This window comes from Candidatus Thiodiazotropha endoloripes (genome assembly GCF_001708965.1).
GTDB classification, from domain to species: domain Bacteria; phylum Pseudomonadota; class Gammaproteobacteria; order Chromatiales; family Chromatiaceae; genus Thiodiazotropha; species Thiodiazotropha endoloripes.
Map to the genome: position 1 here is coordinate 1,414,021 of NZ_LVJW01000003.1, position 26,854 is coordinate 1,440,874.

25 protein-coding genes are annotated in these 26,854 nt (G+C 44.5%); 18 read left to right on the top strand and 7 right to left on the bottom strand.

What is annotated here, in order from left to right; all coding sequences use genetic code 11:
- Window positions 1-16 precede the first annotated feature (16 nt).
- From A3193_RS06360 to A3193_RS06395, 9 genes are all read left to right on the top strand, one after another.
- Window positions 17-292, top strand: coding sequence for a helix-turn-helix transcriptional regulator (locus A3193_RS06360; RefSeq protein WP_069014339.1), 276 nt, complete (start codon window positions 17-19; stop codon window positions 290-292).
- A 275-nt stretch (window positions 293-567) separates the two neighbouring features.
- A complete protein-coding gene (locus tag A3193_RS20530) occupies window positions 568-732 on the top strand; it encodes a hypothetical protein (protein WP_155523029.1) in 165 nt (54 codons plus the stop codon).
- Window positions 729-2,780, top strand: coding sequence for an AAA family ATPase (locus tag A3193_RS20625; protein WP_069014340.1), 2,052 nt, complete (start codon window positions 729-731; stop codon window positions 2,778-2,780). Before A3193_RS20530 ends, A3193_RS20625 begins: the two co-directional genes overlap by 4 nt.
- A gap of 2 nt (window positions 2,781-2,782) precedes the next feature.
- A complete protein-coding gene (locus tag A3193_RS06370; RefSeq protein WP_069014341.1) occupies window positions 2,783-3,118 on the top strand; it encodes a TubC N-terminal docking domain-related protein in 336 nt (111 codons plus the stop codon).
- Between the two features lie 24 nt (window positions 3,119-3,142).
- On the top strand, window positions 3,143-3,733 hold the full coding sequence (locus A3193_RS06375; protein WP_069014342.1) for a terminase small subunit: 591 nt from the start codon (window positions 3,143-3,145) through the stop codon (window positions 3,731-3,733).
- Window positions 3,734-3,783: 50 nt separating this feature from the next.
- Window positions 3,784-7,641: a hypothetical protein gene (locus A3193_RS06380; protein WP_069014343.1), complete on the top strand. Its 3,858-nt coding sequence runs from the start codon at window positions 3,784-3,786 to the stop codon at window positions 7,639-7,641.
- A gap of 363 nt (window positions 7,642-8,004) precedes the next feature.
- The gene (locus A3193_RS20255; protein ID WP_083218594.1) at window positions 8,005-10,191 is read left to right on the top strand and encodes a DUF6531 domain-containing protein; all 2,187 of its coding nucleotides are present in this window, start codon (window positions 8,005-8,007) and stop codon (window positions 10,189-10,191) included.
- A gap of 47 nt (window positions 10,192-10,238) precedes the next feature.
- Window positions 10,239-12,848, top strand: coding sequence for an RHS repeat protein (locus A3193_RS06390; protein ID WP_162272472.1), 2,610 nt, complete (start codon window positions 10,239-10,241; stop codon window positions 12,846-12,848).
- A 24-nt stretch (window positions 12,849-12,872) separates the two neighbouring features.
- Window positions 12,873-13,109, top strand: coding sequence for a hypothetical protein (locus A3193_RS06395; protein ID WP_069014346.1), 237 nt, complete (start codon window positions 12,873-12,875; stop codon window positions 13,107-13,109).
- Here the strand turns inward: A3193_RS06395 and A3193_RS06400 are convergent.
- Both A3193_RS06400 and A3193_RS21070 read right to left on the bottom strand, forming a co-directional pair.
- Complete coding sequence (locus tag A3193_RS06400) at window positions 13,102-13,872, bottom strand: AAA family ATPase (protein ID WP_305782007.1); 771 nt, start codon at window positions 13,870-13,872, stop codon at window positions 13,102-13,104. The genes A3193_RS06395 and A3193_RS06400 overlap by 8 nt on opposite strands.
- A 768-nt stretch (window positions 13,873-14,640) precedes the next feature.
- Window positions 14,641-14,790 (bottom strand): YlcI/YnfO family protein, encoded by a 150-nt coding sequence (locus A3193_RS21070; RefSeq protein ID WP_414630415.1) that lies wholly within the window; start codon window positions 14,788-14,790, stop codon window positions 14,641-14,643.
- Window positions 14,791-14,872: 82 nt separating this feature from the next.
- Between A3193_RS21070 and A3193_RS06410 the strand changes: the two genes are divergently transcribed.
- From A3193_RS06410 to A3193_RS06420, 3 genes are read left to right on the top strand one after another with little or no spacing between them, the layout of a single operon-like run.
- Entirely contained in the window at window positions 14,873-15,190 is a 318-nt protein-coding gene (locus tag A3193_RS06410) for a hypothetical protein (protein ID WP_069014348.1), read from the top strand.
- Window positions 15,187-15,507 carry a hypothetical protein gene (locus A3193_RS06415; RefSeq protein WP_069014349.1) on the top strand — a complete coding sequence of 107 codons (321 nt, stop codon included), beginning with the start codon at window positions 15,187-15,189 and terminating at the stop codon, window positions 15,505-15,507. Before A3193_RS06410 ends, A3193_RS06415 begins: the two co-directional genes overlap by 4 nt.
- Complete coding sequence (locus tag A3193_RS06420) at window positions 15,504-15,758, top strand: hypothetical protein (RefSeq protein WP_069014350.1); 255 nt, start codon at window positions 15,504-15,506, stop codon at window positions 15,756-15,758. The genes A3193_RS06415 and A3193_RS06420 overlap by 4 nt, the downstream gene beginning before the upstream one ends.
- A 539-nt stretch (window positions 15,759-16,297) precedes the next feature.
- On the opposite strand, the gene A3193_RS20365 is transcribed toward A3193_RS06420, so the two are convergent.
- Window positions 16,298-17,260 (bottom strand): hypothetical protein, encoded by a 963-nt coding sequence (locus tag A3193_RS20365; protein ID WP_141694595.1) that lies wholly within the window; start codon window positions 17,258-17,260, stop codon window positions 16,298-16,300.
- Window positions 17,261-17,567: 307 nt separating this feature from the next.
- Here A3193_RS20365 and A3193_RS06430 point away from each other — a divergent pair, with 307 nt between their 5' ends.
- The gene (locus A3193_RS06430; RefSeq protein WP_069014352.1) at window positions 17,568-18,347 is read left to right on the top strand and encodes a hypothetical protein; all 780 of its coding nucleotides are present in this window, start codon (window positions 17,568-17,570) and stop codon (window positions 18,345-18,347) included.
- Window positions 18,348-18,366: 19 nt separating this feature from the next.
- Here A3193_RS06430 and A3193_RS06435 read toward each other — a convergent pair whose 3' ends face one another.
- Together A3193_RS06435 and A3193_RS06440 are read right to left on the bottom strand one after the other, a co-directional pair.
- On the bottom strand, window positions 18,367-18,990 hold the full coding sequence (locus A3193_RS06435; RefSeq protein WP_069014353.1) for a hypothetical protein: 624 nt from the start codon (window positions 18,988-18,990) through the stop codon (window positions 18,367-18,369).
- The gene (locus tag A3193_RS06440; protein ID WP_069014354.1) at window positions 18,983-19,486 is read right to left on the bottom strand and encodes a hypothetical protein; all 504 of its coding nucleotides are present in this window, start codon (window positions 19,484-19,486) and stop codon (window positions 18,983-18,985) included. The genes A3193_RS06435 and A3193_RS06440 overlap by 8 nt, the downstream gene beginning before the upstream one ends.
- A gap of 923 nt (window positions 19,487-20,409) precedes the next feature.
- On the opposite strand from A3193_RS06440, the gene A3193_RS06445 reads away from it, so the two are divergent.
- Genes A3193_RS06445 through A3193_RS06455 form a run of 3 tightly spaced genes read left to right on the top strand, consistent with a single transcriptional unit; the run spans window position 20,410 to window position 21,719 of the window.
- On the top strand, window positions 20,410-20,712 hold the full coding sequence (locus A3193_RS06445; protein WP_083218595.1) for a hypothetical protein: 303 nt from the start codon (window positions 20,410-20,412) through the stop codon (window positions 20,710-20,712).
- The gene (locus A3193_RS06450; protein WP_069014355.1) at window positions 20,709-21,203 is read left to right on the top strand and encodes a toxin-antitoxin system HicB family antitoxin; all 495 of its coding nucleotides are present in this window, start codon (window positions 20,709-20,711) and stop codon (window positions 21,201-21,203) included. The genes A3193_RS06445 and A3193_RS06450 overlap by 4 nt, the downstream gene beginning before the upstream one ends.
- A 21-nt stretch (window positions 21,204-21,224) precedes the next feature.
- Complete coding sequence (locus A3193_RS06455) at window positions 21,225-21,719, top strand: hypothetical protein (RefSeq protein ID WP_069014356.1); 495 nt, start codon at window positions 21,225-21,227, stop codon at window positions 21,717-21,719.
- A gap of 36 nt (window positions 21,720-21,755) precedes the next feature.
- Here A3193_RS06455 and A3193_RS06460 read toward each other — a convergent pair whose 3' ends face one another.
- Window positions 21,756-22,703 carry an IS110 family RNA-guided transposase gene (locus A3193_RS06460; RefSeq protein ID WP_069014357.1) on the bottom strand — a complete coding sequence of 316 codons (948 nt, stop codon included), beginning with the start codon at window positions 22,701-22,703 and terminating at the stop codon, window positions 21,756-21,758.
- Window positions 22,704-23,175: 472 nt separating this feature from the next.
- Here A3193_RS06460 and A3193_RS20010 point away from each other — a divergent pair, with 472 nt between their 5' ends.
- Together A3193_RS20010 and A3193_RS06470 are read left to right on the top strand one after the other, a co-directional pair.
- Window positions 23,176-23,853 carry a PEP-CTERM sorting domain-containing protein gene (locus tag A3193_RS20010; RefSeq protein WP_071938088.1) on the top strand — a complete coding sequence of 226 codons (678 nt, stop codon included), beginning with the start codon at window positions 23,176-23,178 and terminating at the stop codon, window positions 23,851-23,853.
- 784 nt (window positions 23,854-24,637) lie between these two features.
- Window positions 24,638-25,669, top strand: coding sequence for a GGDEF domain-containing protein (locus A3193_RS06470; RefSeq protein ID WP_069005682.1), 1,032 nt, complete (start codon window positions 24,638-24,640; stop codon window positions 25,667-25,669).
- Between the two features lie 312 nt (window positions 25,670-25,981).
- Here A3193_RS06470 and A3193_RS06475 read toward each other — a convergent pair whose 3' ends face one another.
- Window positions 25,982-26,656 (bottom strand): hypothetical protein, encoded by a 675-nt coding sequence (locus tag A3193_RS06475; protein WP_141694766.1) that lies wholly within the window; start codon window positions 26,654-26,656, stop codon window positions 25,982-25,984.
- Window positions 26,657-26,854: the final 198 nt, after the last annotated feature.

Here is a 26,854-nt window from a genome sequence, read left to right on the forward strand (position 1 = left end):
CAGTGGAGAACGACAAATGCAGCAATCTAAAGATCTGGCCACCCTTCCAGAAGACGCCCTAATCAGAATCAAGGATGTACTGAGACTGTATCCAATCAGTAAATCCGGTTGGTTCAAAGGCATTCAAGACGGCAAATACCCCAAACCTATAAAGCTAGGAGGAAGAGTCAGTGCTTGGCGCGTTGGCGATATCCTGAATCTTGTTCGCAACATTTCTGGAGAAAAAGAGAATAATAATCAGGGAAAGCGAACTATAAAGGATCAAAATACCAGCACAGATCAAGCAGCTTAAGGGGTAATTCTAATGAGTAAGAGGAATACCCCTCCCGGCGTGGGCAGCGCCGGGGTATCTGGGGCAAGTGAGCGCATTAATCTCAAAGAGAAATATAGCACAACTCCCATCCCAGAAGCCAAAACTACCTTTTGTCATTGCATTGTTTGCGGTAGCAGGTTCACCCCTACCAGAGTTAATCATTCTCTTTGTAGACAATGCTGGTCATATCACCAGGTTGGTCGGGCAATCGAATCGATCCGGTACCTCATGCGTGAGGTGTCATGATGTACAGCATGTTTTTTGTACTTATTAACAGTGAATCAGGTTCTTTTGATTTTTGTGCATCACTAGAGATAGATCGGCTCGTTTTAGAAAACGAACGACTCAAGGCTGAGAATCATGATTTAAAACTGGCCGCCATTGGTTTGAAACAAGAATTCAATGGTGGATCTCGATGAGTGACTATCTCAATCAATTTGAATCAGCTATGAGAGAAACTGGTATTGAACCGCCAGAGAATCTCATTGCTGATGGTGAACTTCATCGATTTTCGTCTAATGGCAGACCTTCTGATTCGGCTGGATACTACATATTACACGGTGATGGTATTCCTGCCGGTCACTTTGGTTGTTGGCGAACAGGCATTTCCCAAGATTGGCGAGCTGATACCGGACAAGCGTTTAGCCCTGAGGAAAAGCGGGAGTATGCCCAACGGATGGAGAGAATTCGAGAGAAGAGAGCGGCTGAAGATCAAAAACGTAAGGCCCAAGCTAGGCAGAATGCTGAAGAGAAATGGACGAATGCAAAGCCCGAAACCGGGGCTCATAAGTACCTGTTAAATAAAGGTGTATCTGGTCACGGTCTGAGGTCGGATGGATATAATTTGCTGGTACCAATGCGTGATGCAAAAGGTACTCTCCATTCAATTCAGACTATCGATCCCAATGGCAGCAAGAAATTCCTATCTGGTGGTCGAGTAAAAGGTTGTTACTACCCGATCGGAAAACCAAACGGTGCATTGTGTATAGCCGAGGGTTTCGCTACTGGGGCAAGCATTCATGAGACGACAGGGAAAGCGGTAGCAGTCGCCTTCAACAGCGGCAATTTGAAACCTGTGGCAGAGGCTCTCAGAAAGAAACTGCCCAACATTAAATTGATTCTATGCGCTGATGATGATGTAAACACCGAAGGGAATCCCGGGATCACAAAAGCAACTGAAGCCGCCAAAGCGGTTGGCGGTGTTGTCGTTGTACCTGATTTCGGTGAGAACCGGCCTGAGTGTGCGACAGACTTCAACGATCTTCACCAGCATAGAGGCTTAGAGGCGGTTAAGGCCTCGTTTAAGACCACGAGATCGATTGATGATGTAAAGGTAAAGGATACTGAGAATAGCCTCTCTGTGAAGCTGATTCAGGGCGACAGCCTTACACCTGAGCCCATTCAGTGGCTTTGGGATGGGTGGTTGGCTGCAGGGAAAATGCACATCGTAGCGGGAGTGCCTGGAACAGGAAAGACAACCCTATGCCTCGCTCTTGCGGCATCGATCACCATAGGCGGTAGATGGCCAGATGGCACCAAAGCAGAAAAGGGGCATGTCTTGATCTGGTCTGGGGAAGACGACCCGCAAGATACCCTGATTCCACGATTACACGCATGTGGTGCTGATCTTAGCCGGATTCATTTCGTAACCTCTGTTCATAAGGAAGGCGACAGCCGTCCATTTGACCCTGCTCACGACGTACCGCATCTCAGAAAGCAGCTTGAGGCGATGAGAGTTCCGATCAAGTTGATGATTGTTGACCCCATCGTATCGGCTACCTCAGGTGACAGCCACAAGAACGCGGAGACTCGGCGATCTCTCCAGCCATTAGTCGATCTGGCTCAATCAATCCGGTGTGCTCTTATCGGAATCACACATTTCACAAAAGGAACTGCAGGTAGAGATCCGCTCGATCGGGTTACGGGTTCACTGGCCTTTGGGGCATTAGCTCGATTGGTCATGGTGGCTGCAAAGAACCCGGAAGATGAAAAGCGGGTATTTATGCGAGCGAAATCCAATATCGGGGCAGATCATGGAGGATTCTATTATGACCTGGAGCAAGTGGAGTTACCCAATTTCCCCGGTGTCAGTACCAGCCAGTTGCTTTGGGGTGAAGCCATTGATGGCACTGCAAGGGAGATGCTTGCCGAAACAGAAACGACTGACGATTCAGAACATAAATCAGCCATGAATGATGCCATCGAATTCTTGACCACCTTACTCAAGGACGGGCCAGTTCAATCGAAGCAGATTCGAAAAGATGTTGACCAGGCGGGACACTCATGGGCAACCGTCAAAAGGGCAAAAAAACTACTCGGAATTGAGGCCAACAAGGATGGGATGAATGGTAAGTGGTCATGGTCATTACCTCCGAAGGGGCTCAAAAACCCTGAAGGGTCTCACACAAATAGTATGAGAGCCTTCGAGAAAAATGAGCCCCTTCGGGAGAATTCGGAGAGTTTTTAGTGATGAGTGATAGGCAAGTAAATGAGGTTATTACGCAGCTCGCCGGACTAGGAATCACCCTGGAAATCGACGGTGAATCGATCTGGGCGACCCCGAAATCTGCAATCACAGACGATGCCCGTCAGCTTATCCGTCACCACAAATCTGCTCTAATCGGTGTGCTGAGAGCAGGGAATGAAATCCGGATTTTAGCCAATGCCTTCTACAACCACTTATCTGGTGAAGCCAAACGAACCAATTGTTGCTACGCGAGAGCAGGGCGGTATTGCACAGAAGGCCAACGACTGAAGGATGCTTACTATCTGGCGGTCATGCAGAGCAATTCCCATATACATTGATATCGAATATTTGGAGTTATTGAAATGACACAAAAAGAGTATGTATCTCAAGTAGATGAAAGTAGAGGTCTGGTTCAGCAACCTAGCGCATTCGATCAGCTTAAACCGCAACAGCAGCAGTTTGTTCTTGAGCTTCTGAAACACAATTTCAACGCCACAAAAGCAGCGATTGAGGCCGGGTACAGTGAGAAATCAGCCAGATCACAAGCATCTCAGCTATTAACAAAACTAAACATTCAGGCGGCAATCTCAGAGCAGGTCAAGGCACAGCAGGAACGGATCATGGTTGATGCAGATTACCTCCTGGAGGTGCTCAGAGATGATGTTGAAGCAGATTTAGCCGATCTTTTTAAGGAAAACGGCAACCTGAAACCCGTGAAGGAATGGCCACCTGTTTTCCGCCGTGGATTAGTCGCAAGCCTGAAGGTAGAGGCGATTCAAGTTCGAGACAATAACGAACAAAGCGAAATCGTACAGGTAAAAGAGGTCAGGCTCGCTGATCGAACCAAGCTGAAAGAACTTCTAGGAAAACACAGGGCTGTCCAGGCATTTGATAAGGAGAAGGATGGTAATGAGATTCACATTCATATCGAGGGCAAGGATGCACTTCTCTGATCATATTTCCCTTTTATACCGTTTATAGAATCACATAGGAGATGGTATCCATGAGTTTTGCTGACTGTATTCGTAATTCTGATATTGGTGTTGATGAGCAGGACATAACTGCTATTCAGGCGCTGATTGACTCTGGAATGGGTGAGAAAGAGGCTGTTGTGACCCACCTGAATAGCTTGAAAGAAGGTCAGGGCCTAGGTCAGGTAGATAAGGCATTTAAGCAGTCTGGAGAAGATGGAGGTCTGAAGAATAATGCCTTGGAGGGTGGAACAATCGCTTTCACTGATGTGCAAAGCATCATAAAACTCACTGAGCATTCCAATCTTTCAACCTTTCTTCACGAAGCCGGGCATCTGTTTTTGGAAACTGAAGCGAAAATGTCCAAAATCTATGGGGCACCAGATGACCAACAGGCTCTATTCAACTGGTTAGAGATTGAATCTTTCGATCAGATTGAAAAACAGCATCACGAGAAATTTGCCAGGGGTTTTGAGGCCTATCTGAGAGAAGGTAAGGCTCCCTCGATTAAGCTCAGTGAGGCTTTTGCTACTTTCCGTCGGTGGTTAATCAGTATTTACCAGAGTATCAAATCCATTGATGTCGAACTCAATGACGACATACGTCAGTACATGGATCGACTATTGGCCACTGAGGAGGAAATAGAACGGGCCTATGCCAATCCCGCCTATGACCAGTTCTTCCGTTCGAAAGAACAGGCTGGAATGAGTGATAAGGAATGGGAGGCCTATCAAAAACGTCAGGCCAAGGCCAGGGATAAAGCGACTCAAACCCTCGATGAGAAGCTTCTAACTGAGCTTACAAAGCGAAGATCGAAGGAGTGGGCAACGGAAAAGGCCCCGATCATTGAAGAGGAGAAAGAGAGACTTTCAAAAGAGCCTATCTATCAACTCATGGAGAACCTGAAGAAATCACCGATGGACTACGATCTTGTGAAAGATATCATGAACGGAGTTCCTGCAGGGCTCCTCAAGAAATCAAAAAAGGGTGGTGTCAATCCGGATGAGTACGCCCAGGCCTATGGATTCGCCACGACAAAGGCAATGCTGGAAACGATCCTGTCCACACCCTCGCTGCATCAGGCCGCCGACACAGCAGCAGAATTGCGGATGATTGGTAAATATGGCGATATTCTGAATGATGGCTCAATCGAGGAGGAGATCCGCCAGGCGGTCCATAATGAGGAGCAGGCCAAGCTTCTACTAGATGAGATCAAGGCCTTAAACAAGAAATCACCTGCAAAACGCCAGATTGATCGGGATTATCTGAAAGCCCACGTTCGTCAAATCGTTTCTCAGATGACCGTACAGGAATTAAAACCAGGGAAATACTACTACGCTGAGATTCGAGCTGCTAAGAAGGCTGTGACCGCTACAGATCCTCAGGATCAACTGGATGCCAAAGTCCAGCAGATCATTAATCACTATCTGTATAAGGAAGTGTCTGAGACGAAGGCTAAAGCTGAGCGGATCAGAAAACACCTACGGACCATCCAGACCAAGAAATATGATCCCAAACAGGTCCACAAGGATTACATCCATTATTTGAAACTACTGGTATCAGCCTATGATTTTCAAAGATCACACGGGGAAGAGCAGGATGCCATCAGAAAGCTTAGGGAGCTGGCGAATTGGGCTAAAAACCAATTCGATCAGGAACAGGGTATTAGCGTTTCTCTCTACGATCAGAACCTGATCAAGATCCTGGATGCGGACAGTAAAGGCATACTGGGGAGTGTCAGCCTCCGGGAGTGGTCTGAAATGACCATCGAGGAACTGGAGGGTATCGACACCATGGCCAGGCACTTGCGCTATGTTGGTCGAAAAATGGCTGAGGAAGCGAGAGGTGAGTTTTCGCTGAAAGCGGATGCTGCAGGTGAATCAATACGACAAAACGCCGTCAAAGGGCCGAAACAGGGGGAGAGTGGCACCATAAAAGGAAAGGCCAAAAAGGCGGCCTACGAGTATGGCGCGAATGTCTTGCTTCATGCAGATTCTGTCTTAAGGAGGCTGGATGGGTACAAAGATGGGCTGATGTATCAGTTGATTAAGCGCCCCATAGACGACGCTATCACACAGAATCTCATGCCTGCTGAGGAAAAGGCCGGTGAAGAAATGGATGAGATCTATCACCGCTACTACAAGGACAGTGAAATGCGGAAAATGAACAAGAAAGATGATCTTGAAGGGATTCCTCTTTCAAAGTGGGAGCGGATCTCACTGGTGTTGAATTACGGCAATGAATCCAGCCGAGAGGCCGTTCACGACAGCCTCATCGATGGTGCAAAACCCTACTCAGAAGCCCTGATGGCTAAGGTCATCGACTCACTGGATAAAAAGGATATGGATTTCATCCAGGCCGTCTGGGACAACATTGAGCAATATAAGCCTGCGCTATTTGCTCTAGAACGGAGGCAAAATGGTGTAGCTCCTCCTTCAGTAGAGCCTATGCCCTTACTGACCAAGCACGGAATCTATAAGGGTGGCTACTACCCCTTGATGTACGATCGCAAGGCCTCGCTGAAGATACAGGAAAGCGAATACAATGAGATGTCCAAGGCTATGACTAGCGGGCGGTCAGCGCATGCTCATACCAAGGATGGCATGACAAAGGAGCGTGTGGGCTCTGGAGGTAATCCTGTCCGCCTGGATATGATGGTCTGGCATCAGCATGTTCATGATGTTCTGAGGAGAATTCACCTCACTGAGGCGGTCAATCAGGCCCAATCCATCATTGCCAGTAGTGCTGTAAGAAATGCAGCTGTAGAGACCGGCAATCAAGAGCTGATTACGGCTCTGGATGTCTGGATCAAGGACACGGCAGCCGGTGAGTTGATGCCTGGTGATATCCTTTCCAGGGTTTTGCGTGGCATCCGTTCTGGTTTCTCAGTATCAGTTATCGCCTGGAACGTCGGCACTATATTGATGCAGCCACTAGGCCTGCTGCAGACCATGCCAGTAATCGGGTACCGAAACACCCTTAAGGGATTGATGGCACTATCTGGTCATCCAGTGAAGGTGATTAAGGAAGTACAGGCACTATCCCCATTCATGCAGAATCGAGGGAAGACCTTCAATAAGGATATTCACGATACCCTCAGGACACTGCACGGAGATCCCAACAAGCCCTCCTTTATCCCGCCTGTGGTCAGAAAGTCCTACTTTGCGGGTATTGTCTATGTTCAGCGGTATGTCGATACCATTACCTGGTTGGGGGCATATGAAGCTGCGAAACAGGATACGGATAATCAAGCGGATTTGATAAACGCAGCCGACCGAGCTGTGGCTCGATCTCAGGCCTCTGGGGTGTGGTCCGATCGAACCCCGATCGAGCGGGGTAGTCTCAGTCCAACCATACGACAGGCTGAATTTGTGAAGATCTGGACAGCACTAGGCTCCTATTTCTTTGCAAAGGGTAATGTGGCCATGGAGTTGTTTGGGAAAACGGATTTCAGGAATCCTACTGAAATAGCCCGGTATGTTACTGACATGATGCTGCTCTTTGCTGTAGAAGCGATCTTGGTAGGTCTCATGCGTGGTGCATGGCCCGATGGGGATGACGACGAATCACCGGCTGCCTATGTGGGTAAAGAGGTAGGTCTCTCAGTACTTGGTGCCTTCCCTTTAATCCGGGAGATAGGTAGTGAAATTAATGGATTTAGAGGGGGATCGACAGCCGCTTCGTTTTATGAGGCAATTGGTAGTGCAGCCACACTGATCGGGCAGGGTGAGTTAGATGTTGCATTGATAAAATCTATCAATAAGCTTGGAGGAATAGCCTTTAAGTATCCATCGAGTGCCACCAACAGAGCGTTCGACTCACTGGTGAAAGATATCGAGGGAGAAGATGTAGAGTTGATTGATTACCTCATGTATCGGGAGAAAGATTGAGTATGTCTAAGTGCAGAATTGGTCTTAAGCACTGAATTTTCAAATGCATGTTCGATGTTTTAAGGCCAATGGGTACATTACTTGTTACAAAAGAGCGGTCCTCTTCAGCTGTGTTTTATTCTTTTGTTTGATCTACGTCAGTGAAGGGGATGATCTGACAAATTATAGTTTCTTCAATAAATCAACTTTTACAGGAATAACAAACAAGACAATGAACAGGGATGTCTAGTAAAATTCGATCCTCCTTTCTAGATTACTCCACATCTACTTTTTAATTTTCTTGTTTTTTAATGGATTGCTTGAGACGTACCGATGTGACCAAAAGCAATCACTAGGAAATTATTACGCTTAAGGAACTGATAGATGAAGGAACTAAGTAGTCGATCAATCTATAGCTTATTGCAGCTGATTCAAGGTTCAAAGAGTAGTTACAGTGCGGGGTATTTATACTGCACGAACATCTTTAGTCTACTTGTATTACTCAGCTTTTTTAGCATCCCATTGAATTCAATAGCCAATGATGCTCCATTTTGCTGGAAAGCATATCCGAATACATCCGGTGGTCAATGTCATGATGAAAAAACAGATGCCAGAGATGATTTTGAGAGCAAAGGCTTACCTTATTCAATGATGGATTGGCAATCTTCGATAGATATCAATAATGACCATGTGCGTTATAACTACAAAATGCCTTACGAGGATGTTTATGTTGGGCCATGGACGTATAGGGTAGAAGGTGTAAATCAGAATCCACTTCCGACATTTGATAATGAACAAGATGCGTTTATTACTTTAAGATCATTTTTGTTAGAGGAACAACAAGCTGCAGCATATTCTTGTTCGCCATACTCTGAAGTATGGCCTGATGGGGACTGGGTGAATTCACATAATCCACCAAAAATGACATTAGGTCACAGCATTAGTGAGTATAAAGTGCATAGACACTTGTATTACCGAGGTGATTATTACGTAACAGCTAATGGTGTATATGAGCCATGTACTGGATACGGTCCTGGCAGTCGGTATATTACGAGAGGGCGCGCTGTCCAGTGCCCAGAACCCACTCTACAGATTTACAACTCCACAATTGAGAAATGTGTGAATAACAGTCAGGCAAATGTGAAGCAATATGGGAGGTTCGGTCTTGGCGTGCCATTGCAATGTCCGCCATATGTAGCAAATCCTTGCAGTCCAGCAACCGGCGCAAAGACTCAAACTGAAACTGACTATTCCCTGGCTAATGGCACCCTAAAGGTACAGCGAACTTATAATACTCAGGGTCTTGAGGATGGGTATATCAACATGGGACCTCGATGGCGTCATAATTACACTCAACGCCTCAATGGTTACGAACAACTGATGGATGAAGAGAGTGTTAAAATTCATCCCTATCCGGCTACAAACCGTACATCTTATTATGATACTCGGTACCAAGCTTGCACTCAGGGATGGCATGAAATCAAGTCAAGCGTGTATGGTGGATTACTCGAGAGTGGCATCCCTTATTACCGATCCGGTATGTGTGAGATACGCCTTGGTAGTAAGTATGTACTTAAACTGCCAATAATCAACAGCTTGAACCATACGCTGGATGCTGGCACCTATACTAAGATTAATTATGTATCTCGGGGGAACGGTAAAACTGATGTGTATCGCTATCAGTATTATCAATGGCGGCCCCTCTACCCAGGCAGAACGGCTATTTCGGAGACTGACAGTGGTTGGTCTATTACCCTCAAAGACAACACCGTCGAAAACTACGATGATGACGGCAGACTGGTCATCAGTACCAACCAAAGCGGTCAGAACACTCAGTTCAGTTACGATGGTGAAGGGCGTCTGCAAACAGTCACCGGTCACTATGGTGATACCTTGACCTACGCTTATGATAACGCTGGTTTTCTGACTACAATCACTACCCCGGATGGTGATCTGGAGTATGACTATGATACAGAAGGACGACTGGCCAGTGTTACCTATCCGGATAACAACACACGTCAATATCACTACGAAGATCCAGACTTTCCATATCATCTAACAGGTATTACAGACGAGAATAATGATCGGTATGCGACCTGGGCTTACAATGATGACGGCAAAGCCGTTTTGTCAGAACACGCGAATAGTGCAGAGCGATTTGAGTTTACCTATAACGCCGATGGCACCACCACGGTGACCGATGCCACAGGTGCTGAACGCATATATCATTTTGTGGTCAAGCAAGGCCAAATGAAAGTGGATCATATCGAAGGTGACCGCTGCACGACCTGCTCTGGTGGTGACATTCAGGCTTATACCTACGACAGTGATGGGTTCATTGCCAGTAAGACCGACTGGAACGGCAACACGACAACCTATATCCGAGATGATCAGGGTAGAGAACTGAGCCGCACCGAGGCCTCAGGCACCCCCCAGGCCAGAACCATCACTACAACCTGGGATACCGCCCTCAACAAACCGTTGACGGTGACTGAGCCTGAACAACGCACCGAATACAATTATGACACTGAAGGCCGCCTGATGAGCAGACAGCAAAGCCCCATCCAGTAAACCAGACAACCGGACCGACAGGACCTGATTGAAGCAAGGACATGGACATGAGCAAATCCACCATGACATTCACCCCTAAAAACCTCACCCTCTGGGCCGGCCTGAGTCTGGGCCTGATGCTGCCTCTCACGGCACTGGCCGACCGTACGGTCAGTTACACCTATACGGTGCACGGTCAGGTAGAGACCATCGACGGGCCCAGGGTGGATGTCACCGACGTCACCAGCTACGGCTATGATGAAAATGGCAATCGCAACAGCATCACCAATGCGCTGAATCAGACCACCCAGATCACCGCACACGATGCCTCAGGACGCCCGCTCACCATCGTCAGCCCCAATGGTCTGACCACCACCCGAAGCTACGACCTGCGCGGGCGGATGATCCAGCAGACTGTCAGCGACGGCACCACCAGCCGCACCACCGACTATGACTACGATGCCGTGGGCAACCTCATCCAGGTCACCCTGCCGGATGGCAACAGCATCAGCTACGACTACGATGCCGCCCACCGCCTCACCGGCCTGGAAGACCAGCTGGGTAATCGTATCGACTACACCCTGGACGACATGGGCAATCGACTGAGTGAACAGGTCAGTGATCCCACCGGCACCCTGAACCGCACCAAACAGCAGGTCTACGACCAACTGAGCCAGCTCGACCAGTCGATCGACAGTGAAAACCACACCACGGATTTCGACTACGACCCCAGCGGTAACCTCACCCGGACCCTGGACGCCAACCTCAATCCCACCGCTCAGACCTACGACCCGCTCAACCGGCTCAGCCAGACAACCGATGCCAAGAATGGCATTACCCAGTACAGCTACGATACCCAGGACAACCTCACCCAGGTAACCGACCCCACCGGTCTGGTCACCAGCTACGAATATGATGCCCTGGGTAACTTGATCAGCCTGACCAGTCCTGACACTGGGGTGACCACCTACACCTACGACGAAGCAGGTAATCGACTCACCCAGATCGATGCCCGCAACGTCACCACCAGCTACAGCTACGATGCCCTCAACCGCCTGACCAACATCATCTACCCGGATACCAGTCTTAACATCAGCTATACCTACGATCAGGGTACCCACGGTATCGGCCTGCTCACCCAGATGAGCGATGCAGAAGGGACTACCGACTACCAATACAACGCCTTCGGTGAACTGACCCAAGTCACCCGTATCAGCCAGGACGGGGTAACAACAAGCTTCACCTACGGCTACAACCCCCAGGGTCAACTCATCAGCCAGAGCTACCCCTCCGGACATAGTGTTCTCTACAGCTATGCCCAGGGCCAGCTCACTGGCCTCAGTCTGGAGCGACCCGATGGCACGACCCAGTCCCTGGTCAATCAGATCCAGCGACTGCCCTTTGGACCGATCAACGCCATGGCGTTTGGTAACGGCCTGCAGCTCAGCCGCACCTTCGATCAGGATTACCAACTCATTGCCCAGACCCTGAGCGGTGTCCTGAATGACAGCTATGGCCATGACCCGGTCGGCAACATCACCAGTTGGCAGGATCTGATTCAGACCAGCCGAGACCAGAGCTTCGACTATGATGAACTCGATCGACTGACCGATGCCATTGGTGCCTATGGGGATCTGGATTACAGCTACGATGCGATCGGTAACCGGTTGAACCTGACCGAAGATGGCGTCTCAGAAAGTTACAACTACGCCTCTGACAGTCACCGCTTGGAGGAGATCCTTGGGGTGACCACCGATACACGGCAGTATGATGCCGCCGGTAACACCATCAGCAGTTTGCTTGGTAGCTATACTTACGATGATCATAATCGGTTGGTGGGTTTTACCAAGACCGGGACCACGGCCAGCTACGGCTATAATGGCAAGGGAGAGCGGGTACGCAAAACCGTCAATGGTACCATCACCCGGTTCCGGTTCGGGCCGAGTGGGGCGCTGTTGGGTGAGTATGACCAGAGTGGTCAGGCGATCCAGGAGTATGTCTATTTAGAAGGGCAGCCAGTGGCGCAATTGCAAGGAATAGCGCCTGTTCAGGTCGCTTATCTGCATACCGATCATCTGGGTGCGGTGGTTAAGGCGACGGATGGTGCAGGGAGTGTGGTTTGGGATAGTGATCGTAGGCCGTTTGGAGAGCGGGCTGTGACGGTTGCTCAGGTTGAAATGCAGTTGGGGTTCCCCGGGCAGTACTTTGATGAAGAGACAGGGAGCTATTACAACTACTTTAGGGATTATGATCCGACGACAGGTAGATATCTGCAATCTGATCCTATTGGCCTTGAAGGCGGACTGAATACCTACTCTTACGTTTTAAATAACCCTTTACGATGGGCTGATCCTACTGGCGAAGCTGTTCCTTTAGTTTGGTGGGGAGCGAGTGGTATTGCAACAGTAGTAGTTGGTTGGGGCGCATCAAATGCTTGGCAAGATAGTTCTGATTGGGACGGTATATTACCAGATGGAACCTTTCCTGATTCTGCAGCCGATGATCGCCCCGATTGTCCCCCTGAAAATGACGATGATGACTGTGAGAAAGAAATGAAAGTTTGCCATAGGAAATGTGCAGATAACTGCACGGGTATGGGTTATGGTAGCAGTGCAAATGCATGTTATCGGCGCTGTGTGCGAACATGTCTTCCGGGGCACTGCGCCGAGAATTATTAATTATATATTATCTGGTGCTGAACGATGAGTGAGGAGCTATCTATAGAATATGCAAAAAAAATCTTGACTACGCTCAATAAGCTTGATGTGTGTGTAGGTGGATTAGATGATTTGTATACTAAACTTGATGGGCTATCTAAATCAGAGATCAAGAGGGAATTAAAGAGAGAAATAGGTGAAGTGATGTTTGTGTCTTATGAGCTTGTGGGGCTTGTTGTTCGGCAGCATCCTAGTTTAGACCCTGACTCGGATTCTAGCTGAGTAATTCTTTTAATATAGTTTCAGGTTTGTTGATGAAGCCTTTAGTCACTAAATAGTTATCCGTTTTCATGTATTCTACATGCTGTATTTTTCCATCCGATATTTCGTATATTTTTGAGTTTGGATAGGCAAGGATGATGGGGGAATGTGTGGCGATTATAAACTGCGAGTTATTTTCTGCGAGTTCATGGATTCTTCGAAGTGTTGCTAATTGACGTGTTGGTGATAAAGCGGCTTCTGGTTCGTCAAGTATATATAAGCCATTCCCGCCAAAACGGTGCATAAATAAAGAAAAGAAAGATTCTCCATGCGATTGATTATGAAGAGACAAGCCGCCATATGAGTTTTTTATGGGTGGTCCGAAATCTGGTTCCTCATCTAGTTCGTCAATGTTGCTTGCGACATTGTAAAAGCTCTCTGCTCTCAGAAAAAATCCATCCTGAGCCCTTCGGAAACTTTTAGATAGCCGGATATATTCATTCAGGTTGGAGTGTGATTTTCTTGTTGAAAATCTGAAGTTTTTAGTTCCTCCTTCTGGATTAAATCCCCAAGCTGCAGCGATAGCTTCGAGTAAAGTGGATTTGCCTGTTCCGTTTTCCCCGATTATAAAGGTTACCGCCGGATGAAAGGTCAGTTTGTCTAGGTTGCGGATGACTGGTAAAGAAAAGGGATACTCGTCGAAAGAATGAATTTTCTCCCGTAATAAGTGCATCTCTAGTAGATAATGTGAAGCATTGATAGCTTTCACTTCTTTTTTACTCACTTGGTCCGTTTATCATTTGCTTGATCAGAAATTTGACTGCCATATCCGCATGGTACTATATGGTAGTCGTACAAGAAAACCCTGCTTGAAAGTGAGCAAGGTTCTTCAGGTCAGGATAACTGTAAAATACGAAAAGCAAATACTGGGACTTCCATAAAATTTAGGTCTTGCACGTACGGTAGTTTTTTTGATTTTGCTAACTGGTCAGCCTGCTCTTAGTGGTCAATAGCAGCAGGCTGGTCAGCCCTTACCGGTTTGGGTGGTCAGTTCTTGCCAGAATGGTGGTCATTTGGGTGCAGCACCTGCAGTTTATGAGCTAGTTTGATAAGACCTCAGTATAAAGAGGGAGGAATGAATGTATATGGATCAAGATTATGGCGTTATCAGATTGTAAAACGACAACACCCCTCATGATCTACGACCGTCCGGCTCCAATTGCCATAGGTGGTTCAGTTCACAAGGGGTCTTAATGACAGATTAGCTACAGGCTAAGAACATGTCAACGGGTCCATGGCTGATTACCGAGTTCGAAGTAGACTCAGCGCAGACCACCGGGAGTATCGGCGTCGATGGTCCTGTTGGCTCTGAGCCTCCCTCAGAACAGGGCGCTAAGCCTAAGGACAGCATAAACCAAAAAGAAAAGGCCTACCAACATGAACTCGGGTTAGAAGCCCGAGGGGCTGGCAAGCCTTGTAGGAATCAGGATAACTCTGATCCTTCCTCTAAGTCTAGGTAATTACTGATATATATCCAATATGCATAAATAACCTATTGAGATTCCTTAGAAATTTCATTTTGGATCAGCCATACAACCCAGTTACTTAGTGTTCTACCTTCCTTGTCAGCTAGTTTCTTGGCCTCTTCCTTTAGTTCCGGTTCGATCCTTATCTGGATAAATTCTGTTTTTGATGGTGTCATGACGATGTATTGACATTCTCTGTTGTTAAGCTAGTATGTAATTGTAGCACATTGTCATTACATTATAACTAGGGATATCATTATGGACACACCTATTCACAGTGTTGCTCTAGCACTGGAAAATATCTATCAGAGGCTTTATCACATTGAGGCCGCTACAACCCTTTTACAGCAGATTGAGTGTGGGGATATAGAGGATCTCCAGGTAACTCATGTTACTTTTACGACGCTAGTATCAGAAGCGTTAACAGATGCCATGTCTGGTATTTTCGACGAATGTGATGAGATAAGTTCCTATTTAGAAGAACAAGGGGGAGAGCGTTTCTTGAAACTGGCTGAGAAAGCTAAACAGATTCAATTGACCGAGCTTTCGGGAAAACATGGGGAGTTGCTGTCATGAGTCAAATATCAGAGCTAATCAGTAGTCTACCTACAATCCCTGATTCTCAGACCACTCCACTGAGTTCGTTAGAATACGAACGCCTAAGAAAGCTGAGCACCATATGTAATAGTGAGATATACAGCATCACACTTGGGATTGCTGCCATTGGTAACATATATAGTGACGTAGCTCATCAGATCCAGGATGAAGAAACGATTAATATTGGTCAGTTGCTGGCAGTCTTAGCTGGTACAGTGGACGGATTGCGTAATATAGAGTCAAAAGTCAGCTCTGTAGTGGATAGCCATCATGGGGCGATTGGGGGTGAGACATGACACTAAAAGAACTCGAAATGATGCAACGCTCCCTAAATGGCATTAACGGTATTAGCGAGGTTATGGATTTCATGGCACTTTATCAAAAGGATAGAGCGTTAAGAGAGCGAAACCCTGGTGTAGCGGTTTACATCCATGTAGACAGTATTAACCTCTGTCTTCGTGATGCACTTTCCACATTGTCAACGTTGGCGTGTAGTGAGGCCATAAATATCAATGTCGAGAACCTCATGGAAGGAGATGAGTCATGACAGATGTAATCCAAATATCTGACTTTAGGTGTGGGTCCACCAGGCAAAGGAGTAAACCGGCTAAAAAGAAAACTTCTCGACCTCAGAATGCGATATCAAAAGCTGACAAAGCAGAACTCGACGAACGTATGAAGGCAATCACTCGCCGGTTTAGGCACCCGGAATTGGCTAAACAACATATTACCCGTGACATTAGGAAGAGCTGCGGTGTGGGTAGATATTACCACATAACGCCAAGTCAAATGACCAGCTATATAGAAGAGCTGGATAGCAAAGAGTAGAAGGCTTATGTGTTTGCCCGCTTGCGCTATGTCTTATCCTCCTAGAACGACAGCAATCTCGAAACTGTTTTCATCGATTGTGACTTTGATATCGACCGGTTTATAGATCGGGTTGTTGAGTAACTTTAAATCCAGAAGTATTGGCCAAGGAAGGCTCAGTATCAAATTGACCAAGAATATAGAGCAATCCGGTATATTCCTCTAAGTATGAATAGATAGACCCAGAAATGATCTATCTATTTATCATGTTTCTATATGTTAGTATGGTTTGTATGTGCAGGTGTAAACATAATAACCATAACCACATTGATTACCTCTTCTTCCATATACATCAGTTCTAGTTAGAAAACCATTTGGGCATTGACTTCGTGCATAAGCATCTGGGTCACCACACCCTACAAATAACCAATTAGGATGTGCAAATTGTGCATGCTCTCCTCTCATTACTTTAAATGTTTGGACGCGTAAGTTGTTAACAAAAGATTGTGCTCTATTTGCAAGTGAATTTGTTAATGCGATAGCGTTTGTTATTTCATTTTTTACGATAGATATTTGGGTGTCAACATATTGATCTTGTAAATTAGCGGATACTGATACTATTGAAAGACTTTCACCAAAATCTAAAGGAGGCTTATTACTATATCCGACTGCTCGAACATATACAGCAGGCCGTTTTAATGGGTTATAAAAAGCGGTCCCATCGTCCACTCCTAAATAGTGCAATTTGTTGGGAATCTTTGACAAGTTAAATAGTGATACATTTCTCGAATTTAAACCATCAACAGAAATCACTATAATACTATCAAATCTATTACGTGAGTCCTGATAATATCCCATGATAGGCATACTTGTAATATCTCGAACAATGCCCCATCGTCCGGGTCTAACTGAAGAGGGATCTAAAGAATAGATATGTCCAGATGTACTTTGCCATTTAATCCAACCATCATGACTTCTTTCTAATAGTAACTGATTAAGTGGTTTGGTCGGATCGTTTGAAAAAGTTTTTCCATGTACAATTTTATACGGACGATTAGAAAGATCAGTAAGGTCATCTATAGGTTCATCACCTGTGAGCATTAGGTCTGATGAAGATGAGTTTGCATCTGACTTGTTGTTAACTTCTGTATCAGCTTCTTCCTTATTATTTTCAGCAACTACATCCTGTATAAAAAATGTACAAAGTAATAGAGTCATACTACTATATTTCTTAATATTCATAACACCTAACTCCCTTCCATTATAAACTGCTATAAAATTTTAGGATTTTTAAGTAATGCCTCTATAAGACTAGTGTATGCTTGTCAGTTTCGCTATGTACAAGTTATGTATAGCACGCGCATGAGGAAAGAGTATGGAGACTGAGAGGAGGTTTGATTAACAATCTATCTGTCGTCATATAAGTTTTTAGTTTTTTTATTAAGTACTTTAAAAGGCCGGTTAAGTACCTCTATGTATATAGAGATGAGATAATATTATTAGTTTAACTAAAACAATCTATTAATTAATATGAGTTTGTGAAATAACAATGAACCAAGAAGATGCAATGAATCTATTGATTCAATGGCTCCGAGATCCGAATCATGGTGGTTACGGTTCTTATGGATATGACATATATATTCCTAACCTTCTGCGCGGATTTCTAATTCAAGAGTATAGAAATGATCAGCAAGCATTGGAAATGAGGATACGCGAACTCATTCCAGTATTCTATGCCGTAGGGTGGGAATTGTGTCGCCGAGGAATTCTACGGCCTGGTGTAAACAAGCACCAGGCACAAGCTACAGAAGAAGGGAGTGCTGGCGCTGGTTATTCAATAACTCCATTCGGAGCGCAATGGTTAGAAGAGGCTGACCATGATAATTGGGTTCCAACAGAGCCCGGTCGCTTCGCTGAGATGTTGGCCGAATATCGAGATCTTTTTGGTGTTGGGTTTCATCAGAGAAGCCAGGAAGCCATTAAATGTTATGGTGCTCATGCATATGTTGCATGTGCGGCTATGTGTGGAGCTGCTGCCGAATCGGTTATTTTGGCTGCTGCTATTCATAAAACTGATGAAGACAGGGTGTTATCACAGTATAAAGCAGCTAGTGGGCGTAAAAGAATTGAAAATCTTTTAGTCGGCAAGGCGAGGACGCAACTTAAAGATGAATATGCAGGGTATTCTGTATTACTTCGTTACTGGCGAGATGAATCAGCCCATGGAACACAATCCAGTGTCCAAGATAATGAGGCTTATACATCTTTAGCACTATTACTTAGATTGTGTAAGTTTATTAACGATCATTGGTTAGAATTAACGCAGTAACATTGTTACGGCCATACAATTAAAGCTTCTCACAGTACAGGAGTGCAACATTCGTAGGGCGAGTTTCAATATCACCACCACCATCTATAGTAACACTGTGATTATGTTCGCCAGCTGGCTCTGTGGGGCCGCGAGACTCACGATTATCGTTGTTCCCATATTTGGTTCTAATCCCCGTCTGCCCAGCATTATTATGTATATGACGGCCATTCGTAGTTGTAAATCCAGAGAAACCTTTTTGTGGCAAAGCCGTTGCTGAATCTTGGATGCTACCAGGTTTTCTAATCCCGTCAGGGTCTACTTTCTTGATCCCATTGTCTATGCCTCTGATAAACCGGCCATAAGCTGGCTTATATTCTTGCCATCCAGATGGACATCTTGTTCCATTGAACGCAATAATCGCACCTATAAACTGTTGTGTGAGGAAATCAGACAACCCTGTATTATTATCCGGTGAGCTAAGTTCGATAGCTTTTGTTACTTCGCTTCTTAGTAGATTTAGGTCTTTCTCAACTGTACGCTTTATTCCTACCTGAAAGTCATAAATTGTATAAGAGAACGCAATAGTCATAATGAAAAGGAAAGCGATTGTAGAAAACAATGACAACTTGTAAAATTTTAGTTTTTCTTCTGGGCTATTCATAAGATTTTCCAGAGACATATGAAAAGAGTATGATCATAAAACTTGAAAGGAAAGCAAATATCGCAATCGAAAAAACAAATGCTAAGGCCTCAACACCCTTTACTTTAACTGCAGTAATTAGAATTATGGACGATACATCTAGGGAAATAGCTACAAGTAGCAGTTTGTTCCATATACGATTAGAATCATTTAGTGATCCAAGTTGAGAGAATTCTAAAGTTATAAAAATAAGTAACATCGATACGACAAGAGTAGCGCTCAGGCCAGCAAGAGGAGAATTGATGAGTTCTATTAAACTTGCCGTAATTGAAACAACGAAAGGAATAAAAAATATCATTGCAACTACACCCCAAGTATCTAGGAAGTGTTGTGGCGAAAATACTTTCTGTACAAGTCTATGATTAGCTGCTTGAACGAAGGCTGCGATTGATTGGATTAGATATCCAAATAACAAAATCACTGATACTACTAAAACGACACTACTTATTACCTCCATTTTTGTTCTCCATTATAACTTGGCTTTTTTATTCTTCTTTACATTATGGCGTTATATTGATGATGCTTATAACAAATTCCATTACTTGAAAATTGATATTGATTTTAGAATAGTAGAGATGAACTATGAGAGAAGCTAGTCCCTCGGGTAGAGGCTTACTCTCTTTGGGAAGATAGAATAGCAGAATTATAATTGATTGTGGTAATCCTGATCATTGTACTGAGATGGCTTTATACTGAATTTCAATAGAACCGTCTCCTTACGAAAACCCGCCCAGCTTCATCAAATTGACTGCAACGTCTGATCGCTCGACGCCCAGTCCCGTTCCATAAGAGCACTAACGTAAACGCCTTTACAGCGTATCCCATTATATGTGGCACTACATCTTTCATTGATTTTGCAAGAATTAAAGGTCGCTACTCCACAAATAGTGTAACTTCCAATGGGCATGTTTCGATTTTTGACCATAGTTAGCCCTCGAATTTCTATGGAGATTAACAAGAGGCGTTTTATGATCTAAACGATACAAAATAAGATGACAACTCAGCAAAGTAGAAATAGAGTAATAATATGCCTTTGCATATACATCTGATTCGAGAACTAAGTTTTTAGAGTCATAGTCAGTTTGAGCGATATGGAGGGAGGCAGGCTTCCAAGAGAGTTAGAGTAGTTAAAACTGCTAGGTTGGTTTAATAGTAATTAAAGTGGTTATTTTGTTAGAATTCATAAAAAAAAGCAGAAAAACAATAACATAGAACTATGTGTCTATTTTTTATCCTTACCCCACAAAATGTTATAGTTATATTTTTGTGAAAATCAGAAAAATAAAAAAACAATAAAAAACAATAGGATAAGTATTTTAAGTAAGAAAATGATGGACCTCGCTCGAAAGAGATTGTAAATTATGAATTATGACACCATATATGGTGCGTGGTGTGTTTATGGACTATGATGAACTTGTTGCGCGATTGGAGCAATCAGGCAATAACACAAGATGTAACGACCTAAAAGCTTGGCTTGAAGATGCTGGATTCAATTTAAAGCAAGGAAAAGGTAATCATTTTGTCATAACTCACCCGCAGATTGATGGTTTTACAACAGGTAGCTTCGATTGTGGACATGGAACAAACAAGCCTGTGAAAAAGCCGTATATTACTAAGATTTTAAATCATATAGTAAAACGCTACGAAGAAGAGATTCGTAATTACTTGGAGAGTAAAAAATGAGCGTTTTTGATCCGCGCCAATATGCAATCACCATTCAGAACATTGAGATTGATGGGGATAATTTCTACGAAGCAACAGTGCGTGAACTCCCAGATTTGAGAGATTATAGTGATAGTTCTGATGGTGCATATGAACTCGCTATTGATTCTATTGCGACAGCATATGAGATGTATAGAGAAGAGGGTAGGGCTTTCCCTCAACCACAGAAATCAAATGATTTCTGGGATTTTAGTGGAAGAGTGACTCTTCGCATGGGCAAAAGTCTACATGCTAGGGTTGCAAAATCTGCAGAATATGAAGGAGTTAGTATTAACTCCTATATTTGCACTGTGCTCGCCTACCATACTGGACGTCGACTTGGTGAACGGCCAGGCAGTGGCTATGGAGAAAAAGTCTTTCCTGTTGAAAGTGAGGTGCCTAGTGCAAGTTCTGGAATGACTAACGTGGTTCCTATTGATGTTTGCACTAGGCTAAGTGGTACCTATAACTAAGTCTCTTTACAAAGAAATGATATGTCAGAAGAAGAGTATTTCCAAAAAGCTAAGGATCATTTGATCCCAAGAGATATTTACTTAAGAGACTCTAAACTGCATTTTAATAAGAACTTTGAACCCAAGTATTATATTGGTCAACTAGCTTCCCAACTTAAGTTCCAATCTAAAGGCACTCAGACAGCTACAATCACTGAAAAGCAGGGTGAAAAAGAAGTAAGTATTCGGCTATTTAGGGCAGAAATGGAACTAGGTGTACGGATAGTCGACCCACAAATTTCCTCTATTGAAGATCAAGACTCAGAAAAAGCACTAGACTGTATAAAGGCAGAACTGACAGGGAATTTTATTGCAGAGTATATTATTGATATAGATGATATTGAATCTGAAGCGCTTAAATTATTTGCTGATCGTAATGTGACTTACCATATTTGGCCGTTTTGGAGGGAATTTGTCATGGACATGATGCAGCGTTCCAGACTTCCTAGGGTCGTTATGCCAACATTACAAATATAACAAGCGACTGTGGCGTCAACCCGACTAATAAAAAGATCAATAAGCCCAAGTAACTTGATCTCTTACCATGGCATTCAACATAGTAATAAACTTTCGCATGCAGGCCGTTAATGCAACTTTTTTATGTTTACCCTGCGCCACCAGCTGTCTGTAGAAAGCGCGGATTATTGGATTGCATTGGGTAGCGCTCAAGGTGGCCATATAAAGTGTTGTGCGAACACCCGCTCGACCACCTTTGATTCGCCGCTTGCCTCGTGATTTACCACTATCTCGATTGATCGGTGCCACGCCAACTAGGGCGGCTACCTGCTTGTTGCTCATTGATCCCATCTCTGGTAAATCGGCTAGCAGAGTATAGGCCAGCGTTTCACCGACACCTGGGGCTGACATTAAGATCGATTTCCGTTCGGACCATTCAGCCTGTTTTTCGATGACCCCTGTAAGCTTCTTCTCGATTCGCTGAATTTCAGCATCCAGTGTCCGTAGTATTCGGCGGCAGGAGGCTTCAAAGGTCTTGCCCATAATCTGCAGCCGGTTGAGCTCTTGGGTACGTATTTCCATAACTTGTCTACGGCGGGTTATTAAGTCTTTTATTATCTGAAGGTTACGGCTGACCTTTGGGGTTGGATCAGGCTGGATGACAGCAGCGAATTCGGCAATCACCCGGGCATCAATCTTGTCGGTTTTGGCCAGTTGCTCAATGGCACCGGCATAGCGACGAACCGACATGGGCTTGACGATACAGACGGGTAGAGACTTTTGGTAGGCGGCAGTTGCCAGGGCCAGTTGGTAGCGGCCTGTGGCCTCCATAACCAGGCGTTGTACCCGGTAGTGGGCCAGGCGCTTTAGGATTTGTTTGATACCTTCAGGCGAATTCTCTTCCTGCCAGTGGAGATCTTTTTCGTATATATGAATATCTAGCATCCATTTGCCTACATCGACACCGACATTCACACGGGATTTTCTCTTTCTAAGGTTTGTCATTTGTACTCACCCTTGCTAAATTCGGGCTTGAAGCCCATTCGACTGTTCGAGATAAATCGGGTCGGTTCAGTGCCCCCGCTTGTTAACGGTCTTATAGACCTGTGCATCATCGGGCTACTGAACCGGTAACTTGCTGCTACAAGTTACGGGCTTCATTTTATCAACTCTCCATTTAGAGGCAGGGATCGGCTATCAGTACTCAAATTCAACCATACAAGTGTAATCAAGTTCTCTTCGGCGATTATTATTCTGAATGATTATTATTTAAACTTGACGGTGCGAATAGCACTGTTGGTGATCATATTAAAATACTCCCATAACAAAACATTGTGCGAATGAAGCAGTGTCGAAATAATTAACACATCGAATTCGTAGTAAATGATATCAAACTGAAATATAAAGAAAATATAATCTGGCGTCTTTTTTGCTAGAGGCTAAATGGAATTAATAAAAGTGCAAACATGGAGTTGTAATGAAAACACAGTATATCCTCAACATATTATCCTTACTTCTAGTTTCCTCTTTCTTCAACTTAGCTCAGGCAACAGCTCTATATTACACATTCGAAAGCACTGGAACGTTCGATAGTCTAGGAAATGGTAATCCCATAAATGAACCAGTCCAGTATATTTTTCGGGTAGATGGTACTCACAATTCCACTTTATCTAGAGTTAGTGAGACTGGCTATCAGACTTATAGAATGGACTTTGATGCGACCTTATTAAGTGGTACAGGCTTAGAAATCAGTAAAGACCAGCGTGATACTACTTTCGGTGGGTATGCTTCTTACAATCCTGGAAGAGGCTATTTTGAGCTTTCTTTAGGTTTATATGCATATGGAGCAAATGCTGTACTTACTCTTCATCCGCATATCTTTAATTCTTCTATACCAAGTGAAATTTTGACTTCTTACGAGGCCTTTACAGAATGGGCGGTTACTAATCTATATGCATACGATCATCGCCTCAGTATCGAGAATCCAGATAGTGTACAAGGTAGAGATGATTACCAAGTTACTGGGCAACCTATTGTTCTTACATCAATTTCTGAAAAATCACCTACTTCTGTACCAGAGCCTGAAACCTATTTATTGTTTGGACTAGGATTATTGGTATTCAATGTCATTAGAAGGAACAAACAACTAGTGTAGGTCGCCTAACAGTATGTAACTTATAAACGCAGTGTTTTTGACTATTATATTGCCGAAACCCAGTAAAATAGGGAGATTCTACTGTTACATAATTAGTGACGACCTACACTAGCTTAACGCAATCGTATTCAGAAGAGAGCTAGTTGTCATGTAAAACTAATACAGCTAGGCTCTTCTATGACGAATGAGGTACTTACGCTAATTGGGACACAGTATTTTGAGTTGTGTTTAGATGACTGAGAATGGGCGTGAGGGGGTATATTTGGGGGTATAATATAATTATGTTGATAATAAATATAATAAAAACAAATGGATACAAGTAAATTCGATTCCTGCACGACCCACCATCTTATCAAAAACTTAGCTGGGCTAACCTGATGCTGCTTTAGAGGAAGCCCAGAACAACAACTGCATTCAACTCGACATGACGGGTGTAATAACCCACTACTTCTTGTGCTTTGCTGTCAGGAAACTTCCCATCTGCCCATGGGTACCTTGATTGTATAACGTACAAATCAAACTGCTTTGCATCGATGTTCTGGCATGGGATTACCCATTTAGCCATCATTTCAGTCTGATGTTCTCATTGGGCCATTCTTGCTCATCAGTATGAAGTCACAGAGTTAACTGCTTGATATCAGATTACGACTGCAAACACACATTAGGTATCAAGAAAATCGCCTATCATCCGCTATCAAGATAACGTCGAATATCACGGCAATAACTGGGATTTATTGCAACTGTCAATATGGAGGTTATCCGTCATAGCAAGGTGTAGATAATAATGAATACAATTCCCTATAGAGAAGATGACTATACCAAGGCATCAGAATATTTACGTTTGGTGATTGCCTTCCTCTCCAAACAAACCGTCCCCCCATCACCCCTTAATTTTCGGATTGGATATGACTATGTCACGGGCAGAAACCAGAAGTTGAAGGCATCGATCGATGCTTTGTTGGAAGCAGAACCGGTACTATCAACCGAGTTGCTTTGGGAAGCCTATCGAGAGTTCTTCATTCAGGATGATGCAGCATTGGAGAATATACGGCAGGAACTGCAAAATATTATTGTCAATATTCAGAGTGAATTTGAAAACTCCGGCGGGAATCTTACCAGTTATGTCAATAAGCTCAGTCACTTTTCAACAATTCTGAACAGCCCGATCTCCCCTGAGGCAATGTCGATCGAAGTTCAAAAGGTGATAGACGATACCCGCACTATGGAGCAGTCCCAGCAAAAGATGGAAGCTCAGATGTCCAATGTCCTGTCTGAAGTGGAGTCACTGCGTAAAGAGTTACAACAAGTGAAAGAAGAGTCTCTGACGGATCCATTGACTGGTCTCTCCAACCGGAGAGCATTCGATGCAGAGATCGAACATCATATGGTTTTAGCTCAGGAACAGAAAATACCGTTATCGATCATGTTGATCGATATCGACCATTTTAAAATCTTCAATGACACCTATGGCCATCTGGTGGGGGATAAAGTGCTTCGTTTCTTGTCCGCAACCCTCAAACACTGTCTTAAAGAGAAGGGAATTGCATCCCGATTCGGCGGTGAGGAGTTCGCTGTGATACTGCCACAGACTAGACTGAGTGACGCGGATGCCATAGCAGAACAGATTCGACAATCTATCGCCTCTATTGAACTGAAAGACAGGGTCAATAGTGAGAATTATGGCAATGTGACGGTCTCTATCGGTATCGCCCAGTGTGACATGAATGAACGCTCGGACCAGCTGATTCAACGGGTTGATGAGGCACTCTATCGTGCCAAAGGTCAGGGCAGGAACCGGGTTGAGAAAGCGGCATGATCAGTTGTTTTTAACAGTATAGTGAGATTTTGCTAGGGCCTATTGGATTAGTGTTAACAGGCTCTAATAGGACTGATCAATCAGGCGTATTGAATAGATTTGTAAGGTTGTATAAAGCCACTTCATAGCGCACACGTTTTACTCAATGTATCTTCAGAACTCATGCCGCAGATCAGTTTGTGACCTTTCAGGAGCCGCTGATTTCCAGTCCGTCGCTCTGAACCTGCATAGATCTCCTTCCCGTTTTCACTTTACATGTTTGATGGGATAAGTGTTTTTTGTGGACTAAAAAATGGGGCCGAAGCCCCATCTTCAATCGATTCTTTTCCGGTAACTGAAACCAAGCAGTCCCAATAGACCCGATCCAAACAGCAGGAGTGCAGGGGGAATCGGTACAGGCGCAACGGATTCGAGTGTAAGAAGTGAGCTAAACACCGAAGAGGCCCCGGTTGAGTCATAGGTCGACTCCAGTGCGCTGATCGGGGAGGTGCCGATTATCCAGTCAACAAAGGACATTCCACCTGAATAGATCTGAACAAGATTATTTGCAGATCCACCAAGAAAGGATACCCAGTCATCAGATGGATTGGTTGAAGATGTGATATCAAGACCACGATTGTACTCGTCTACATAGCCAGGCCCGTTGTAGTAACCGCCATCCACTTCACCGAGTCCACCGCTGATCAGATCCACATAGAAATAGTCGATTGTATGGTTAGCCGTTGTGGAATCATCATATGTTGTGATAGTTCCATTATTCGTTGTCCTGATTCCCTGTCTCGTGGTATCGACTAAAAACGAGTAGGAGATTGTGCTACCGATAGCGAGGCCGGAATCGCTTATTGCTCCTGTGTTATCGGAGAAATTGTTTGCGATGATTTCGCCAGTGAATGTGTAAACTGAAGCTGCGGTTGAATAACCACTGATAGTGATCAGACCTAAAAAAAACAATCCTAGTGATTTCTTCATGAAATGATTCCTCTCCAATATCTACCTTCCTGGCGTGTCCATAATCTATGTCCATTCGTGTGCAAACTATTAAATTAAGAATGGGTTGGCAATGGGTAATACTACCCATTTGGAACAATTACTCTGGATCACAGTTGGATATTCCAAACAGACTCTGGCGCTATATCGATGGTTAAAATTCATAGCCTTGAGTCATAACGGGTTGTCACTTTTTAG

Bases quoted from the DNA above. Each gene is read 5' to 3' on its own strand.
- A3193_RS06360 (WP_069014339.1), top strand. From the start codon at position 17: ATGCAGCAATCTAAAGATCTGGCCACCCTTCCAGAAGACGCCCTAATC.
- A3193_RS20530 (WP_155523029.1), top strand. From the start codon at position 568: ATGTTTTTTGTACTTATTAACAGTGAATCAGGTTCTTTTGATTTTTGT.
- A3193_RS20625 (WP_069014340.1), top strand. From the start codon at position 729: ATGAGTGACTATCTCAATCAATTTGAATCAGCTATGAGAGAAACTGGT.
- A3193_RS06370 (WP_069014341.1), top strand. From the start codon at position 2,783: ATGAGTGATAGGCAAGTAAATGAGGTTATTACGCAGCTCGCCGGACTA.
- A3193_RS06375 (WP_069014342.1), top strand. From the start codon at position 3,143: ATGACACAAAAAGAGTATGTATCTCAAGTAGATGAAAGTAGAGGTCTG.
- A3193_RS06380 (WP_069014343.1), top strand. From the start codon at position 3,784: ATGAGTTTTGCTGACTGTATTCGTAATTCTGATATTGGTGTTGATGAG.
- A3193_RS20255 (WP_083218594.1), top strand. From the start codon at position 8,005: ATGAAGGAACTAAGTAGTCGATCAATCTATAGCTTATTGCAGCTGATT.
- A3193_RS06390 (WP_162272472.1), top strand. From the start codon at position 10,239: ATGAGCAAATCCACCATGACATTCACCCCTAAAAACCTCACCCTCTGG.
- A3193_RS06395 (WP_069014346.1), top strand. From the start codon at position 12,873: ATGAGTGAGGAGCTATCTATAGAATATGCAAAAAAAATCTTGACTACG.
- A3193_RS21070 (WP_414630415.1), bottom strand. From the start codon at position 14,790: ATGACACCATCAAAAACAGAATTTATCCAGATAAGGATCGAACCGGAA.
- A3193_RS06410 (WP_069014348.1), top strand. From the start codon at position 14,873: ATGGACACACCTATTCACAGTGTTGCTCTAGCACTGGAAAATATCTAT.
- A3193_RS06415 (WP_069014349.1), top strand. From the start codon at position 15,187: ATGAGTCAAATATCAGAGCTAATCAGTAGTCTACCTACAATCCCTGAT.
- A3193_RS06420 (WP_069014350.1), top strand. From the start codon at position 15,504: ATGACACTAAAAGAACTCGAAATGATGCAACGCTCCCTAAATGGCATT.
- A3193_RS20365 (WP_141694595.1), bottom strand. From the start codon at position 17,260: ATGAATATTAAGAAATATAGTAGTATGACTCTATTACTTTGTACATTT.
- A3193_RS06430 (WP_069014352.1), top strand. From the start codon at position 17,568: ATGAACCAAGAAGATGCAATGAATCTATTGATTCAATGGCTCCGAGAT.
- A3193_RS06435 (WP_069014353.1), bottom strand. From the start codon at position 18,990: ATGAATAGCCCAGAAGAAAAACTAAAATTTTACAAGTTGTCATTGTTT.
- A3193_RS06440 (WP_069014354.1), bottom strand. From the start codon at position 19,486: ATGGAGGTAATAAGTAGTGTCGTTTTAGTAGTATCAGTGATTTTGTTA.
- A3193_RS06445 (WP_083218595.1), top strand. From the start codon at position 20,410: ATGGTGCGTGGTGTGTTTATGGACTATGATGAACTTGTTGCGCGATTG.
- A3193_RS06450 (WP_069014355.1), top strand. From the start codon at position 20,709: ATGAGCGTTTTTGATCCGCGCCAATATGCAATCACCATTCAGAACATT.
- A3193_RS06455 (WP_069014356.1), top strand. From the start codon at position 21,225: ATGTCAGAAGAAGAGTATTTCCAAAAAGCTAAGGATCATTTGATCCCA.
- A3193_RS06460 (WP_069014357.1), bottom strand. From the start codon at position 22,703: ATGACAAACCTTAGAAAGAGAAAATCCCGTGTGAATGTCGGTGTCGAT.
- A3193_RS20010 (WP_071938088.1), top strand. From the start codon at position 23,176: ATGAAAACACAGTATATCCTCAACATATTATCCTTACTTCTAGTTTCC.
- A3193_RS06470 (WP_069005682.1), top strand. From the start codon at position 24,638: ATGAATACAATTCCCTATAGAGAAGATGACTATACCAAGGCATCAGAA.